Genomic DNA, 14,540 nt, shown 5'->3' on the forward strand with positions numbered 1-14,540 from the left:
TCGCCCAGGGGCGATGCGCCGCTGAGAGCGCTAGAACAGACCGCGCTGCGCGGTGGTCAGCGCCACAAAGCTATCCCCCAGCGGATGAAGAATCGCATCCGCAATGGGCTGGAGCTGCTTGGCCATGTAGTGCCCGTAGTCGATCCGTGATCGCCGGGCCTCCAGCGGCTCGGGACCGGCCTGCGTCATCACATAGCGAATCCAGCCGCCGTTCTGGTACTGCTGAGGCCTGTTGACGCGCACGTTGTGCGCGTCGGCGATGCGCGCCGCGCGCACCTGGGGCGGCACGTTGACCTGGTAGGCGTCCAGTTGGTGACGAAGGCGCTTTCGATAGACGAGCAGCTCATCCATGCGGCCTTCCAGCATCGACCGTGCGTAGTCGGCCACGAAGGCCCGGTAGGGCTCGTCGTGGAAGATGCGCGACAGCAGGCCCTCCTGAAATTGCCGGGCCAGCGGCGTCCAGTCGGTTCGGGCCATTTCGAGCCCGCGGTAGACCATCTCTTCGCGATGCTGGGCATCGACGCTCAGGCCGGCATAGCGCTTCTTGCTGCCGACATCCGAGCCTCGGATGGTGGGCATGAAGAACTTCGCGTAATGCGTGTCGAACTCGATCTCGAGATGGTTCTCGAGCCCTTGCTCCTCGCGCAATCTGTGTGTCCACCAGGCGTTGATGTCCTGGACCAGGGCGGCCGCGACGGCATGCGCGTCCTCGTTGGTGTGCGCCCGTTTGAGCCAGATGAAGATGGAGTCCGTGTCGCCGTAGATGGCCTCGTAGCCCCGCTGCTCCACGAAGTCGCGGGTGAGCTTCATCATCTCGTGCCCGCGCAACGTCACGGCGGAGACGAGCTTCGGATTGAAGAACCGGCACTCGGACGCACCCAGCACGCCCGCAAAGGAGTTCATGAGCAGCTTCAGCGCTTGCGACAGCGGCTCGTTCGCCGCCCGCTTGGCTTCATCGCGGGCGCGCGACAGCGTCGTCACGATGTCCGGCAGGCAGTGCCGGGTGCGCGAGAAAGCGGTGCCCTCCGGCCCCTGCACGATCGCTGCAGGGTCGCCGAGCGTCGCGCCTTCGACCAGGCCCACGGGATCGACCAGGAAGGTGCGGATGATGGAGGGGTACAGGCTCTTGTAGTCCAGCACCACGACCGAGTCGTAGAAGCCCGGCCTGGAGTCCATGACGTAGCCGCCGGGGTAGGCCTTGGCAGCGATGTCCCCCACGTTCGGCGCCACGTAGCCCAGCCGGTGCATGCGCGGCAGGTAGTGGTGGCTGAAGGCCGCGATGGAGCCGCCGAAGTGGTCCGCCTGCAGGCCCGTCGTCTGCGCGCGCTCGAGCACGAAGCGCAGCAGCCTGGCCTTGTCGAAGATGCGAAGCACCAGCTGGCAGTCGCGGATGTTGTAGCTGGCAAGGGCCGGCTTGTCTTCCTGGTAGCGCCGCTCGATCTCGGCCATCTTGTCGTACGCGTCCCCGATCTCCTTGCCCTCGTCCAGCAGCACCTGGGAAACGGTCTCCAGGCTGAAGGACGGAAAGCTCCACATCGCCGCCTTCAGCGCGTCGATGCCGTCGATGACCACCCGCCCGGGCATGGGTGCGAACAGGTAGCCCTGCCGGCCCGGGTGGGTGCGCCATGCGATGGGCCGGCGCTCACGGCCCATGAGCAGCGGCACGCCGCAGGCATCGGCGGTTTTCTGCAGCACGCGCAGGTCGAACTGCACCACGTTCCAGCCGATGAGGACATCCGGGTCGTGGTCCACGAACCAGGCATTCAGCCGCTCGATCATCTCTCTGCGGCTTGCGCAGTAGACGAGGGTGAAGTCTGGCGGCGCCGTCGCGTTTTCCGGTGCCTCGCCGAGCATGAAGACGATGCGGTCGGCCGCGCTGTCGAGCGCGATGGAATACAGCGCCTCGGTTGCGCTCGTCTCGATGTCCAAGGACACCACCTTGACCTCCGGACGGTAGTCGGGAGCGGGCCTGAGGCGGCCGTTGAAGAGGGTGGAACCGTCTTGCTGCCCGCCCTCGATCCGCACGCCGGCAAAGATGAAGCGCTCCATCAGGTAGCGGTCATGCGGCCGGACGTCGGCTTCGTGCAGCGGGATCTCCTGCGCCTGGAGCGCCCGGGCCAGTTTGCCGAGTTGGCGGAACTGCCGCGCATAGACGCCCAGGACCGGCTCCTGGCCGAAGGTCTTCAGTTCGAGTTCGCGCAGTTCCAGCCCCGGCATGGACGGCAGCAGTGCCTCGACGGCAGAGCGGTGGCGGGCCTGGACGAAGGCGACCGAGGTCTGCGACGTCAGGACGACCTTGCGCGGCCCCGCGTCCGTTGCCAGCCAGTAGTCGATCTGGGTTCCCTCGGGCGCATCCCGCCAGTGACGGGTGAGGATGAAGCCCTGGAATTCATTGGACGCCACGAGAGTCTAGTATTCGGATCGAGCGGGAACGTGATGGGCTGGCGTCCATTTTCGCTGACGAACAAGATCGATCCGACTTTCTTCGCGCGGAGGTTTTCGTGCTGCGGCAGCGGCCACCTCCCTCGCGGCTCAACGCAGATTCGTTCACCTCTTCCAAGGCCCTCTCATGCAAGAGCTTTCGGCCATCGTGTACGCCAGCGTCTTGGCCGCCTTCCTGCCGGCCGAGCGGCCGCGCCGCGCCTACCTGCGCTTCAAGGCCGCGATCGACCGCATGGCCGGCGGCGTCATGATGCTGCTGGAATTGAAGCTGGTCCTGTCCGGCCACCGGGCCTGATCGCGGCCTTGTCGCTACCGCTCAGACGCGGCAAACGCGGCGCATGCTCGACACCTTCTCCTTCTGCTATGCCCGTTCCGGTGCCAACTGGTGCTGTTTCCGCACGCCCCCGAAGCGCACAGTGACGAGGCTCATAGCAAGGCGCAAGACATCGCCGCCGCGCGATGCCGGCTCGCCCGACGGCTGAATCGCTACTTTTGCGTGTTCGCAGGCACCGGTCTCGGCGCGGCGGAGCCCTTGTCGCTGCGGGCTTTCGCCTCGGGATCGTTGGCGTTCAGGTTGCGCCGCGTGAGACCACCGGCCGTGCCACCGCCCGGCGGCTCGGTGCGCCGCATGCGCGCATCGGCCGGCCCCTGGTCGGCGCGAATGGGACCGGTGCCGCTGTCCGCAGCGCCGGACCGGCTCGCGCCAGGTGCAGCAGCCTTCCCCTGCGCCGAAGGCGCGATGCTGCCCTTGGGATTGCCCGAGGACTGCGCCTGGACCCCACCGCCGCCCGCGAGCAGGAGGGCCAGCGCGCATGCGGTCAGCCCCGTCGATGCACGGCTCATGACCCGCTCCGATCCGAAGACTGCGTGGGGTCGCGCGAGGTCTCGGGTTTCAGGTCCTCGGTCAACCCGAAGGCCGCCGATTCGTCATGGCGCGTCGCCTCGGGGCTGAGCTTGGCATCGGCCATGCGCTCGCGCGGCGCGGGTGCGGCATCGTCGCCATGACCGGGCGCGAACTTCTCACCGGCGCCGATGTTGTCCACGCCACCATCGGTGGTGGGACGCGTGCCATCGCCGCTGCGATGGAGGGGGGAATTGCTGCGCATGAAAGGCTCCTTGCCGTGGGACCGGCTGCCCGTCGAAGATCCGACGGCTTTGGACCCACCGTAGGCAGGCGATGCGGGGCGCCCTGTAGGAAGCACGCGCGGCCGCATGCCGGTCCGGCCGGACGCGTCGGGGTCTGCGCCTGCACCTACGCGCGAGCGCAGCGTCGGCCGGCCCCTGTGCGGCGCAGCGATGCGCTGAATCGACACATCGATACGCAGCCCCGGCTGCAAAGGAACACCATGACCTCATCCACGGCACCGCTGACCCCGGCCACCGACGCCACCGCATCCGCCACCGGCGAACAACACGAGGCGCGCGTCGGCGACCGCGGCGCGGCCTCGGGACGCAACATCGCGCAGAACCGCGCGATCGGCCAGGACGATCCGATGGAAGGAAGCCGCCTGGGCCGGGAGCAGGACAAGGTCAAGGGCTTTCCGGGCGACGGCGAGCCCGGAAGCGGCGAGGGCACCGATGCGGCGCAGACGCGCGAGGCCAACGACTGACGACGGCCCGGCGCGCGCGCCGCGTCCGTGCCTGCGGCCGGGTGGGCGCGAAGGCGGCAATCCGAGCCCTTACCGATGGCAGCATCCGGTCGCCCGCGGCGGCGTGATCAGGGTCGGCCCCACCGTTTCTAAGCGTAAACGCTGTACCTTGCCCGACTCTTGCTAGGGAAGAATTCCTGACGCAACCCTGGAACGACGGCACAGCATGAACTTCATCCGTACTTCGCACCGCGCAGCGCCCCTCCTGGCCGGCGCCGCCCTTGTTTTCTGCACCGTGATGTCAGCGCACGCTTCCGCGAACCCGCCCATCCGCATGGCCGATGGCGTGGAATACATGTGCGGTGGTGCCAACAAGGACGAGGCCAGCTTCCTCAAGATGGTGGCCCCGCGCTGGGCCGCCACGCTGGAATTCGCGTTGGGGCAGGGCGCCCGCGGCGCGGCACCGGGCGACGTGCAGGTGCTGGTCCTCAACAAGTACACCGGCAAGCCCGTGATGGAGGCCACGGCCACCGGTCCGCTGATGCTGGCGCGGCTGGAGCCGGGCGAGTACGCGGTCGAAGCCACGGTCGGCGGCGTCACGCTCACGCAGGAGCTCGCGGTGTTCAACGGCATGCCGAGCACGGCGCGCTTCGTCTGGCCGTCCAACATCGACGTGCCGCCGCTGAGCGGGCGCACCATGCTGACGCAGGGCGTCAGCACGTTGCGCCACTGAACGCGCTCTGACACTCCCTTCGGCGCCGCCCGCGCCGATTTCATTTCGCGCGGCCTCCCGGGGCTTGAATGCGCCGCGAGCGGCTCACACATGCGCTACCGGGCGCCGCCCGTTTCCTCCGGACCCGCATGCCGCTTCGCCCCCTGACCCTTCTTTCCGCGCTGCTGCACGCCTACATCGGCCTGCGCCTGCTGCCCGCGCTGTGGGCCCTGGCGCCCGTCGGTGCCCTCGCATTGCTGCTCGCCCTGGTCGTCTCGGCCGCCACCATGCCGCTGCCTTTCGTGGGCCTGGGTTCGCGGCGGCCGCCGCTGCACGACGTCTGGCGCTGGGTCGGCCTGCTGTGCATGGGCTGGTTCTCCTCGCTGCTGGTGCTCACGCTGGTGCGCGATGCCGGCCTGCTGATCGGCTGGGCTGCCCAGTGGGCCGGCGCCTTGACTTTCGACGGCGCATCGGCCCGCCGGTGGAGCGCGGCCGCCGTGCCGCTGCTGGCCACGGCGGTGACCGGGGTCGGCTTCTTCAATGCACGCCGTACTGCATCGGTGCAACGCGTCGATGTGCCGATCAGCGACCTGCCGAGCGCGCTGATCGGCTTCTCGATCGTGCAGCTCAGCGACATCCACGTCGGACCGACCATCAAGCGCGGCTACATCCAGCGCATCGTCGATGCGGTCAACCGGCTCGAGGCCGATGCCATCGCCATCACCGGCGACCTGGTCGATGGCAGCGTGGCCGAACTGCGCGACCACATCGCGCCCCTGGCCGACCTGCGCGCGCGGCACGGCACCTTCGTGGTGACCGGCAACCATGAGTACTACGCGGGTGCGCAAGCCTGGATCGTCGAGCTGCGCCGGCTCGGGCTGCGCGTGCTGCTCAACGAGCATGTGCTGCTCGATGCCCGCGGCGCCGCAGGCGCACAGACCGACGAGGAGAGCGGCGACGCCACGCTGGTGCTGGCCGGCGTGACCGATTTCACCGCCGGGCATTTCGATGCCACACAGGCCAGCGACCCGCACGCGGCGCTGGCCGGCGCGCCCGCCTCGGCCACCACGCGCGTGCTGCTCGCGCACCAGCCGCGCAGCGCACCGGCCGCAGCCGATGCCGGCTTTCAGCTGCAGCTCTCGGGCCACACGCACGGCGGCCAGTTCTTTCCCTGGAACCTGTTCGTGCCGCTGCAGCAGCCCTTCACTGCGGGCCTGCACCGGTTGCGCGACATGTGGGTCTACACCAGCCGGGGCACCGGCTACTGGGGCCCGCCCAAGCGCTTCGGCGCGCCCTCGGAGATCACGCTGCTGCGTCTTGTAGCGGGCTGATCAGGCTTCAGGCTGCGCGAGCCGACGCGCGTTGGCCGTGGCCCGCGCATGGATCGGCTTGAGTCCGCGCTGCACCACGCGCGCGCCGGCACTGCCGATCTGCGTCGCATTGGCGAGCGTGCGGTTGCCGGCGCTCATGAGCGCGTGGCCGTGCGCTGCGGCCTGCGCGGGCGACAGGCTGGTCGCCAGGCCGATCCACGCGGAAGTCCCGCCGAGCCAGTCGCGCACCGTGCGCTGTGTGAGGGCACAGCCGGTGGTGTGCAGCTGGCTGGCGATGGCAGCGCCCGATTCACTGACCGCTGCGAGCTTTTCTTCACCCATCAGCTGGAACTCGAGCTTGTCGACATCGCTGGGCGCCAGACCGGCCAGGGCCATGCGCTCGGTGCGCAGCTGGATCACGGCGGCAGCGCTCAGCAGCATCTCCTGGGTCGTGAGGGCGACGTCGGCCCACAGCATCAGCGGATTGAAGTACCGCGAGGAGAAAGTAGGAGACATGCGAGCATTTCGACGTGGCAAAGGAACCCACTATAGGCCTGCAACACCTTTCATGCTGCAGTGCAGCAATCGAATGGGGGCACGTCCTACCGCGGACAGAGACAAATGGCCGGCGCCACGGTTTTTTTGGGCGCACGACGGGGGTGTCGCTCGCCCCGCCGGGTGCCAGCTTCTGCGCCTGCGCCACTTCGACCGCTGGCCAGCGCGACGTCAGCGCAGGACCGCTTCGTCCTGCGCCTCGCCGGTTTCCGCGCGCAGCACGCGCGTGGCCTTCGACAGATCGTCCAGCCAGGCAGCGTAGGCTTCGTCGCGGTGCTGCGGATCGCCGCGCAGCAGCGCCGAGGGATGCAGCGTGACCAGCACGGGTTCGCCGCGCGGCCCGGTCTGCCACTGGCCGCGTTCGCGCATCACCGCCACCGGGCGTCCGAGCACCGCGCGCGCGGCCGTGGCGCCCAGCGCCAGCACCGCCTGCGGGCGCACCTGCGCCATCTCGCTTTCCAGCCAATGCAGGCAGGCCTGCGCCTCGTGCTGCGTGGGCGTCTTGTGGATGCGGCGCTTGCCGCGCAGCTCGTACTTGAAATGCTTGACCGCGTTGGTCACGTAGAGCGCCTCGCGCGACCACCCGAGGTCGTGCACCGCACGGTCGAAGAGCTGGCCCGCCGGACCCACGAAGGGGCGGCCACGCAGGTCCTCCTGGTCGCCCGGCTGCTCGCCCACCACCATCAACACCGCGCCCACCGGTCCCTCGCCGAACACCGACTGCGTGGCGTGCGCGCCGATCGGGCATTCGCGACAGCGGTCGGTGGCACGCCGCAGTTGGGCCAGCGCGGCGGTCGGGTCGGCGGACGTGTCTTCTTCGGCCAGGAGCGGACGGGCGATCGGCACGATGCGGCGCGCCGGCACCGTCGCTGGCGCCTCGACCATGCGACCGCTGCGTGCCGACGCCTCGGCCGCCAGCGGCGCGATCAGCACGGCCTCGGGCAAGTTCTGCCAATAACGGCGCGGCATCTCCTTCTGCATCATCGCGAGCTTGAGCCGCGCCGGATTGAAGATGTGGCGGTAGTAGGTGAGCCACAGCGCCTCGCCCGCATCGGCCGCCGGTGCATCCTCGCGGCGCGCGCCAGGGCCGAGGTCGAGCCGGCCTTCGGCAGGCATTCGCGCATCGGTGTCGCCCTCGCCACCGGGCACTGCGCCGGGATGCCACTGCACCGAACGCTCGGGCGTGAGGATGGCCCAGCGCATCGACGCGAAACGTCGCACGAAGAAAGGCGCGACGGCTTCGACGATGTGGTGGTCGGGCTCGAACCACGCGACGTGCAAAGGCGCCTCGCCTTCCCCCTGTTCCAGCGGCCGGAAGCGGACGAAGGCCTTCATCTTGTGCATGTCGCGGCGCACCGCCTGCGCCATGTGCTGGGCCCGCACGCGATCGGCATCGAGCGGGTCGCGGCGCAGCGTGGGCTCGTGCACCAGGCGCCAGAGCAAGCGGTAGAGCAGGCCGAAGCGGTCCGGGTCTTCATGCAGCACCACGGTCTCGCAGAGCCGCACGAAGGCCGGCGGCACGATCGCCGAGGCACTGCTCACGCCCTGCGCGCGCGGTGTCTCGAGGGCCGCGAACAGGTCGCTCTCGGCACTGGCCCGCGTGTGCCAGACCACGTCTTCCGGCGGCACCTGGCGCGCCAACAGTGCGCGCGCCTCGCCGCGGAAGCCGGGCCAATCGGTATCGCTGGAAAGCGTGACGGTGTGCGTTGCCATGCCGGCAATGTCGCGCGCGCACGGCACACGCGTTGTAGGCATTCAGGCGGAAAAGAGCGAGGCCTGCACCGGCGCTGGCCGGAAGCGCGCGGCGAAGCCGGCGGCATCGAGCGCGCGGCCCGGCCGATGGTCGGCCAGCAGCACGAAGGGCAGCACCTTCTTCAGCGGCACGTGCAGCCGGCCCAGATCGGCACTGCGCACCTGGCGCACGCGCCGAGCAATGAGCAGCCGTTCGACCGCCTTCACGCCCAGGCCCGGCACGCGCAGAAGCATCTCGCGCGGCGCGGTGTTGAGGTCGACCGGAAAGCGCTCGCGGTGCGCCAGCGCCCAGGCCAGCTTGGGGTCGACGTCGAGCGAGAGCATGCCGCCGGCCGCGCCGGCCTCGGTGTTCGCTGCCGCCGGCACGATCTCGTCGTGCGTGAAGCCGTAGAAGCGCATCAACCAGTCGGCCTGGTAGAGCCGGTGTTCGCGCACCAGCGGCGGTGCGGCCAGCGGCAGCGACGAGGACGCATCGGGGATCGGGCTGAAGGCCGAGTAGTACACGCGGCGCAGCCGGTAGGCGCCATAGAGCTGCGCGCTGGTCTCGAGCAGCGTGCGGTCGTCGGCCGCATCGGCGCCCACGATCATCTGCGTGCTCTGGCCGGCCGGCGCGAAGACCGGTGTCGGCGCGCGACGCGGCGCCGCTCCGGGCATCGACATGACCGTGCCCGCGTCGGCGTCGCGCCGCGCGCCCTTGGCATCGTCGATGTGCACGCGCATGCGCGCCATCGCGCGGCGAATGCCGGCGCCGTCCTTCTCGGGCGCGAGCGCGGCCAGGCCGTCGGTGGTGGGCAGCTCGACGTTGATGCTGAGCCGGTCGGCGTAGCGGCCGGCGCGCTGCAGCAGCTCGGGCGAGGCCTCGGGGATGGTCTTGAGGTGGATGTAGCCGCGGAAGTCGTGGTCTTCACGCAGCGCGCGCGCCACCTCGACCACCTGCTCCATCGTGTGGTCGGGGCTCTGGATGATGCCGCTCGAAAGGAACAGGCCCTCGATGCAGTTGCGGCGGTAGAAGTCGAGCGTGAGCTGCACCACCTCGTCGGTGGTGAAGCGGGCACGCGGCACGTTGCTCGTCACGCGATTCACGCAGTAGAGGCAGTCGTACTGGCAGAAGTTGGTCAGCAGGATCTTCAGCAGCGAGATGCAGCGGCCGTCGGGCGCATAGCTGTGGCAGATGCCCGAGCCTTCGGTCGAGCCGATGCCGCGCCCCCCCACCGAGTTGCGCGCGCGCGTGCCGCTGGAGGCGCACGAGGCGTCGTACTTGGCGGCGTCGGCCAGGATGGCCAGCTTGCGATCGATGTTCACTGTATGAATATACAGTCATGCGAACAACCCTGCTTGCGGGTTGGCTCAATCGGCCGGCGTGCCCGCCGCGAGGCGCCGTGCGCGCGCTTCCATCACGAGGTACCCCAGGGTCGCGATGGCCAGGGGCGTCAGGTAGTAGAGCGCGCGGTAGCCGATCAGCCCGGCGAGGATCTGGCCCTGCGGCAGCCGGTGCGACAGCAGCGCGACGAACACCGCCTCGAGCACGCCGAGGCCGGCCGGCACGTGCGTGATCACGCCCGCCACCGCGCCCACCAGCAGCACGGCCAGCACCTCCGGATAGGGCACTTTCTGCTGCAGCAGCAACCACACCACGCCGCCCATCAGGCACCAGTTGGCGCACGACATCACGAGCTGCAGCAGCGCCAGGCGCAGTGCGGGCGGCTGCCAGGCATGACCGCGCAGATGCCAGGTCCGCCCGCTCGCGAAAGCACACAGCGCGAGGTAGGCCGTGGCCAGCACCAGCAGCGACGCGCCGAGGATGCGCAGGCCGCCGTTGCCGATCTTCCAGTCGGCCGGCAAATCCAGCGGCCAGAAGCTGAAGGCCGCGCCGGCCACCACCAGATAGCCGAACCAGTTGGTCAGCATGCTGAAGCCGAGCACGCGCGTGATGGTGTCGTTGTCCAGTCCCAGCCGCGAGTACAGCCGGTAGCGGAAGGCCACGCCGCCCACCAGCGAACCCAGATTGAGGTTGAAGGCGTAGCTCACGAAGGTCACGGCCATCACGGTGCCGGCGCGCAAGGCGTGGCCGGTGATGTGCCGGCCCAGCAGGTCGAAGGTGCTGTACAGCAGGAAGCTCAAGGCGACCAGACCGCCGGCCATGCCCAAGGTCGTGGCAGGGAGGCGCGAGAACGCGCCCATCACGTCGTCCCAGTCGATGCCGCGCGCCTGCTTCACCAGCAGCCACACGACCAGCATGAAGAAGACCCAGGTGCCGATGCGCTTGGCCCAGGGCCACGCACGGCGCCAGGCGCTGGCAGGCGCTGCCTGCGCGGTGCCCGCAGGCGCCGTGGCCATCACGCGACCTCGGTCGGCGTGGCGCCGGCCGAGGGAATCGGCGGCGGGTCGAGCGGCTTGAGGCGCGGCGCATGGCGCGGCAGCCAGCCGGTGAGCGAGGGGTACCAGCGCAGCACATGGAACAGGAAGAAGCTGCGCACCAGGCGCCAGCCGCTCCACTCGGTCAGGTCTTCGGCGTGAATCTGCTTGCAGCTGTGTGCCATCAGATGTTCCAGCCTATCGCTCAGCGTGCGGTTGAAGGCGGCGTCACGCACGATCACATTGGCCTCGAGGTTGAGCGACAGGCTCAGCGGATCGAGGTTGCTCGAGCCCACGGTGCTCCAGCGGTCGTCCATCACCGCGACCTTGCCGTGCAGGGGCCGCTCGCAGTACTCGTAGATGCGCACGCCTGCATGCAGCAGGTGGTGGTAGAGCAGGCTGGCCGCGGTCTTGACGATCGGCATGTCGGGCTCGCCCTGCAGGATCAGCCGCACATCGACGCCGCGCCGGGCCGCGCGCCGCAATTCCTTGATGAGCCGATAGCCGGGAAAGAAATAGGCGTTCGCGATCACGATGCGTTCGCGCGCAGTACGGATCGCGGCGCGGTAGTGGCGCTCGATGTCGTTGGTGTGGCGACGGTTGTCGCGCGTGACGAATTTCACCTGCGCCTCGCCAGCCGGTGCGTTGACCTGTTCGTGGTGGGCTGCGCGCAGCCGGCGCCGGAACCAGCTCGGTCCCTTGCCGCCCACCGCGATCGCATGCAGCACGAAGCGATGGATCTCCGAGACGATCGGCCCACCGATCTCGACCGAGTAGTCCTGCTTGGCCTGCGGGCCGAAATCCATCAGGTGGTCGGCCGAATAGTTGATGCCGCCCACGAAGGCCCGCTGGCCGTCGACCACCACGATCTTGCGGTGCATGCGGCGGAACACGTTCAGACGCTGGCCGAAAATGCGCTGGCCCGGATCGAACACCCGCACCTTGACGCCCACCGAGGTCAGGCCGCCGATGTACTCGGGCGACAGGTCCGGCGAACCGAAGCCGTCGATCATCAGGTCGACCTTGACGCCGCGCTGAGCGGCCGAACGCAAGGCCGCATGCAGGCCCTTGCCGACCTTGTCCTCGAACAGGATGAACGTCTCGACGATCACCTCGCGCTGCGCGTCGCGGATCGCATCGAACACGCGCGGGAAGAACTGCTCGCCGTTCTCGAGCAGCTCGAGCTTGTTGCCCTCGCTCCACTGGCGCGCGCTCACAGCTCGATCTCCGCCACCAGCGGGGCATGGTCCGAGAGATGAGACCACGGACGCCGCGGCAGCACGACGGGCGAATGCACGCCCGCGTTGCGCACGTAGATGCGGTCCAGCGACAGCAGCGGGAAGCGCGCGGGAAAAGTCCGGGCCGCCGCGCCGTTGGCTTGCAGGAAAACCTCCCGCAGGCCGGCTCCGTCGGCCAGCACCTGGTGCGCCCGCCCGCGCCAGTCGTTGAAGTCGCCGGCCACCACCAGCGGTGCATCGGCCGGCACCTCGTCTCGCACGATGTGACACAGCAACTCGAGCTGCTGCTGGCGATGCGACTCGGCCAATCCGAGGTGGGCGCAGATCACGTGCACCGCGCCGACGCGGCCGGGCAGGCGCAACTCGCAATGCAGCAGCCCACGTTTCTCGGGCCCGGCGATGGACACGTCGTGGTTGGTGTGACGCACGATCGGGAATTTCGACAGCACGGCGTTGCCGTGGTGCCCCTTGGGATAGACGGCGTTGCGGCCGTAGGCGAACTGCGGCCACATCGTGTCGGCCAGGAATTCGTAGTGCGGCGCCTCTGGCCAATTGCTGTGCTTGCGCGCATGCCGGTCGTGCGTGCCCTGCACTTCCTGCAGAAACACCACGTCGGCACCGACGGTCCGCACCGCCTCGCGCAGCTCCGGCAGGATGAACTTGCGGTTGAGCGCCGTGAAGCCCTTGTGGGTGTTCACGGTCATGACCTTGAGCGACGCCGGTGCTGGCGCCACCGTCGTGGAAGCCGGCGCCGGGGCCGCGGTGGAAGGAAGGGCGCTCACGGCAGATCGAAGGAAGGAAAAAGCATCCGCATGTTTGTAGAGCCCACCGTGCCCGCCCGCTGTAGGACGCCTCACCTTCTTCGACCCGTGTCCCGCCACGTCCTACAGCCGGCCGTGCCCACGCCCCACAAAAGCGCACCGAAGCGGCTCCTACGGTGAATTCAGGACGCCATGAAAGGCCCCACTTTCTGCCACCCCGATCAACACTTCAAGGAAGACAACATGCGCAACCCTTTGATCCACGCCACCCTTCTTGCCGGTCTCATGGCGGCCGGCGCCGTCAGCGCCCAAGGTCTGGTGACCACGCCCCCCACCTCGGGCCAGCCCAGCACCGAAACACGTGCGGGCGTGCCCAACCCGACCCAGCGCCCGGACGGCAGCATGCCGGCTTCGCGCGAAGCGGTGAAGTCCGAAGCCCGCGTGCAGAACCGCAACCCGGCCAACAGCAACACGCCCGGCGGCGAGCCGAGCACCATGACCAACAACCAGCCCAATGCCACGCCCCAGGTGATGAGCGGCACCACGCGCGCCGAGGTGCGCCAGGATGCACTCAAGACCAAGCCGCAGTTCGGCGAGAAGGGTGAGCGCCCGGAAGTGCCGACCAATCCCAAGACCTCGACCGGCACGCCCAAATAAGCCTCCGCGTCCCACGGCAAAAAGCCCGCGGCATCTCTCGATGCCGCGGGCTTTTCTTTCAACCGGCCGTTGCGATCAGCCCTTGACCGGAGGCGTCGGGCGATGGCCGTCGGGGCCGTGCCCGCGCGGACCGTGGCCGTGGCCACGCGGTCCGTGCTTCAGCGCCTCGGTGTCGAAGGTCTTCTGCTGCTCAGGCGTGAGCGCGGCATAGAAGGTGCGCGTCGCATCGGCACGCTGGGCGAAGCGCGCGGCGCGCTCGCTCTGGCGGGCCTGCATGCGGTCGAGGCGTTGCGGCGTGGTCAGCTTGGCGAACTCGGCGCGTGCGGCTTCGCGGTCGGCACGCGGAGGCGGGGCCGGCGGCTGCGTGGCACTGGTGAAGGTGGTCCAGGCGCTTTCCTGCGACGCTTCGAGCTTGAGCTTGGCCTTGAGATCGGCCAGGTGCTTGACGCGGCGCTCCTGCATGCGCTCGGCGAACTTGCCGTCGCGCGGCTTGTGCGCGCGCTGTTCGGTCCGTGTCTCGGGTCCGGCAGGGGCGGCGGGCGGAGGGGTCTGTGCCGAGGCGGCGAAGGTGGCCGAGGCCAGCAGGCTGGCCCAGAGGATGCGTTGACGTGCGGTGATCATGAGAGCATTTCCTTTCAAGGGGTGAGGACATCGACCTGCCGATTCATGTTCCTCGCGAGAGGGATCGGGCCGGTGTCCTGCCTATCGCCTCTCGGCAGCAGGTGAAGGGAAGTTTGTCGGTGTCATGTATCGGGGCTTCGGCCTTCCAGTCAACGCCGCGTGAGCGTGCGTAAAGAAGCGTCAAGCGGCGCCGGCCGATGGCCTCAGGCCGCAGGTGCGAGCGCGGCCAGCGCGGCGTCGATGGCGGCCGGGTCGGTGGGCCGCACCAGGCGCGCGACCTCCTGCCCGTCGCGCAGGAACACCAGCGTAGGCCAGAGCCTGACCTTGAACGAGCGGCCCAGCGCACGGCCGCTGCCGTCCTCGACCTTGTGATGCGCCAGGTCGGGATGGCCTTCGAACGCACGGTCCACCAGTGGCTGCGCGGCCTGGCAGTGGCCGCACCAGTTGGTGCCGAAATCGATCACGGCGGCGCCTGGCAGGGCGTCGACTTGCGCGCGGGTCTGGGTCTCGGGGAGGTAGGGCTGTGTCATGAAGTGTTCCTGGGTCCG

The 14,540-nt window shown here is 69.1% G+C and carries 16 protein-coding genes; 5 read left to right on the forward strand and 11 right to left on the reverse strand.

Annotation, left to right across the window (positions count from 1 at the left end; all coding sequences use genetic code 11):
• Nucleotides 1-30: 30 nt before the first annotated feature.
• A complete protein-coding gene (locus ACSFBC_RS19820) occupies nucleotides 31-2,403 on the reverse strand; it encodes a DNA polymerase II (RefSeq protein ID WP_435512065.1) in 2,373 nt (790 codons plus the stop codon).
• Nucleotides 2,404-2,569: 166 nt separating this feature from the next.
• Between ACSFBC_RS19820 and ACSFBC_RS19825 the strand changes: the two genes are divergently transcribed.
• The gene (locus ACSFBC_RS19825; RefSeq protein WP_435512066.1) at nucleotides 2,570-2,737 is read left to right on the forward strand and encodes a hypothetical protein; all 168 of its coding nucleotides are present in this window, start codon (nucleotides 2,570-2,572) and stop codon (nucleotides 2,735-2,737) included.
• A 191-nt stretch (nucleotides 2,738-2,928) separates the two neighbouring features.
• Here the strand turns inward: ACSFBC_RS19825 and ACSFBC_RS19830 are convergent, their stop codons facing one another.
• Together ACSFBC_RS19830 and ACSFBC_RS19835 are read right to left on the reverse strand one after the other, a co-directional pair.
• Entirely contained in the window at nucleotides 2,929-3,285 is a 357-nt protein-coding gene (locus ACSFBC_RS19830; RefSeq protein WP_435512067.1) for a hypothetical protein, read from the reverse strand.
• Nucleotides 3,282-3,548, reverse strand: a complete 267-nt coding sequence (locus ACSFBC_RS19835; protein ID WP_435512068.1) for a hypothetical protein — start codon at nucleotides 3,546-3,548, stop codon at nucleotides 3,282-3,284. The genes ACSFBC_RS19830 and ACSFBC_RS19835 overlap by 4 nt, the downstream gene beginning before the upstream one ends.
• Nucleotides 3,549-3,788: 240 nt before the next feature.
• Here ACSFBC_RS19835 and ACSFBC_RS19840 point away from each other — a divergent pair, with 240 nt between their 5' ends.
• The 3 genes from ACSFBC_RS19840 to ACSFBC_RS19850 all read left to right on the forward strand — a co-directional run bounded on the left by ACSFBC_RS19840 (nucleotide 3,789) and on the right by ACSFBC_RS19850 (nucleotide 6,074).
• Entirely contained in the window at nucleotides 3,789-4,052 is a 264-nt protein-coding gene (locus tag ACSFBC_RS19840; protein WP_435512069.1) for a hypothetical protein, read from the forward strand.
• Nucleotides 4,053-4,257: 205 nt separating this feature from the next.
• Nucleotides 4,258-4,764, forward strand: coding sequence for a hypothetical protein (locus ACSFBC_RS19845; RefSeq protein ID WP_435512070.1), 507 nt, complete (start codon nucleotides 4,258-4,260; stop codon nucleotides 4,762-4,764).
• Between the two features lie 128 nt (nucleotides 4,765-4,892).
• The gene (locus ACSFBC_RS19850; RefSeq protein WP_435512071.1) at nucleotides 4,893-6,074 is read left to right on the forward strand and encodes a metallophosphoesterase; all 1,182 of its coding nucleotides are present in this window, start codon (nucleotides 4,893-4,895) and stop codon (nucleotides 6,072-6,074) included.
• On the opposite strand, the gene ACSFBC_RS19855 is transcribed toward ACSFBC_RS19850, so the two are convergent.
• From ACSFBC_RS19855 to ACSFBC_RS19880, 6 genes are all read right to left on the reverse strand, one after another.
• Nucleotides 6,075-6,569 carry a polyhydroxyalkanoate granule-associated phasin gene (locus tag ACSFBC_RS19855; RefSeq protein ID WP_435512072.1) on the reverse strand — a complete coding sequence of 165 codons (495 nt, stop codon included), beginning with the start codon at nucleotides 6,567-6,569 and terminating at the stop codon, nucleotides 6,075-6,077.
• Between the two features lie 210 nt (nucleotides 6,570-6,779).
• A complete protein-coding gene (locus ACSFBC_RS19860) occupies nucleotides 6,780-8,321 on the reverse strand; it encodes a UdgX family uracil-DNA binding protein (RefSeq protein ID WP_435512073.1) in 1,542 nt (513 codons plus the stop codon).
• A 42-nt stretch (nucleotides 8,322-8,363) separates the two neighbouring features.
• Entirely contained in the window at nucleotides 8,364-9,662 is a 1,299-nt protein-coding gene (locus ACSFBC_RS19865) for a putative DNA modification/repair radical SAM protein (RefSeq protein WP_435512074.1), read from the reverse strand.
• 45 nt (nucleotides 9,663-9,707) lie between these two features.
• On the reverse strand, nucleotides 9,708-10,697 hold the full coding sequence (locus ACSFBC_RS19870; RefSeq protein WP_435512075.1) for a lysylphosphatidylglycerol synthase domain-containing protein: 990 nt from the start codon (nucleotides 10,695-10,697) through the stop codon (nucleotides 9,708-9,710).
• The gene (gene clsB, locus ACSFBC_RS19875; protein WP_435512076.1) at nucleotides 10,697-11,932 is read right to left on the reverse strand and encodes a cardiolipin synthase ClsB; all 1,236 of its coding nucleotides are present in this window, start codon (nucleotides 11,930-11,932) and stop codon (nucleotides 10,697-10,699) included. Before clsB ends, ACSFBC_RS19870 begins: the two co-directional genes overlap by 1 nt.
• A complete protein-coding gene (locus tag ACSFBC_RS19880; protein ID WP_435512246.1) occupies nucleotides 11,929-12,657 on the reverse strand; it encodes an endonuclease/exonuclease/phosphatase family protein in 729 nt (242 codons plus the stop codon). Before ACSFBC_RS19880 ends, clsB begins: the two co-directional genes overlap by 4 nt.
• Before the next feature lie 300 nt (nucleotides 12,658-12,957).
• On the opposite strand from ACSFBC_RS19880, the gene ACSFBC_RS19885 reads away from it, so the two are divergent.
• Entirely contained in the window at nucleotides 12,958-13,371 is a 414-nt protein-coding gene (locus tag ACSFBC_RS19885) for a serine/threonine protein kinase (RefSeq protein WP_435512077.1), read from the forward strand.
• Between the two features lie 75 nt (nucleotides 13,372-13,446).
• Here ACSFBC_RS19885 and ACSFBC_RS19890 read toward each other — a convergent pair whose 3' ends face one another.
• Nucleotides 13,447-13,992 carry a Spy/CpxP family protein refolding chaperone gene (locus ACSFBC_RS19890; protein ID WP_435512078.1) on the reverse strand — a complete coding sequence of 182 codons (546 nt, stop codon included), beginning with the start codon at nucleotides 13,990-13,992 and terminating at the stop codon, nucleotides 13,447-13,449.
• Nucleotides 13,993-14,195: 203 nt separating this feature from the next.
• Entirely contained in the window at nucleotides 14,196-14,522 is a 327-nt protein-coding gene (locus tag ACSFBC_RS19895; RefSeq protein WP_435512079.1) for a thioredoxin family protein, read from the reverse strand.
• Nucleotides 14,523-14,540 lie beyond the last annotated feature (18 nt).

Source organism: Variovorax frigidus, assembly GCF_051216515.1.
Classification (GTDB): Bacteria; Pseudomonadota; Gammaproteobacteria; order Burkholderiales; family Burkholderiaceae_C; genus Variovorax.

Bases quoted from the DNA above. Each gene is read 5' to 3' on its own strand.
- ACSFBC_RS19825 (WP_435512066.1), top strand. From the start codon at position 2,570: ATGCAAGAGCTTTCGGCCATCGTGTACGCCAGCGTCTTGGCCGCCTTC.
- ACSFBC_RS19830 (WP_435512067.1), bottom strand. From the start codon at position 3,285: ATGAGCCGTGCATCGACGGGGCTGACCGCATGCGCGCTGGCCCTCCTG.
- ACSFBC_RS19835 (WP_435512068.1), bottom strand. From the start codon at position 3,548: ATGCGCAGCAATTCCCCCCTCCATCGCAGCGGCGATGGCACGCGTCCC.
- ACSFBC_RS19840 (WP_435512069.1), top strand. From the start codon at position 3,789: ATGACCTCATCCACGGCACCGCTGACCCCGGCCACCGACGCCACCGCA.
- ACSFBC_RS19845 (WP_435512070.1), top strand. From the start codon at position 4,258: ATGAACTTCATCCGTACTTCGCACCGCGCAGCGCCCCTCCTGGCCGGC.
- ACSFBC_RS19850 (WP_435512071.1), top strand. From the start codon at position 4,893: ATGCCGCTTCGCCCCCTGACCCTTCTTTCCGCGCTGCTGCACGCCTAC.
- ACSFBC_RS19855 (WP_435512072.1), bottom strand. From the start codon at position 6,569: ATGTCTCCTACTTTCTCCTCGCGGTACTTCAATCCGCTGATGCTGTGG.
- ACSFBC_RS19860 (WP_435512073.1), bottom strand. From the start codon at position 8,321: ATGGCAACGCACACCGTCACGCTTTCCAGCGATACCGATTGGCCCGGC.
- ACSFBC_RS19870 (WP_435512075.1), bottom strand. From the start codon at position 10,697: ATGGCCACGGCGCCTGCGGGCACCGCGCAGGCAGCGCCTGCCAGCGCC.
- ACSFBC_RS19880 (WP_435512246.1), bottom strand. From the start codon at position 12,657: ATGACCGTGAACACCCACAAGGGCTTCACGGCGCTCAACCGCAAGTTC.
- ACSFBC_RS19885 (WP_435512077.1), top strand. From the start codon at position 12,958: ATGCGCAACCCTTTGATCCACGCCACCCTTCTTGCCGGTCTCATGGCG.
- ACSFBC_RS19890 (WP_435512078.1), bottom strand. From the start codon at position 13,992: ATGATCACCGCACGTCAACGCATCCTCTGGGCCAGCCTGCTGGCCTCG.
- ACSFBC_RS19895 (WP_435512079.1), bottom strand. From the start codon at position 14,522: ATGACACAGCCCTACCTCCCCGAGACCCAGACCCGCGCGCAAGTCGAC.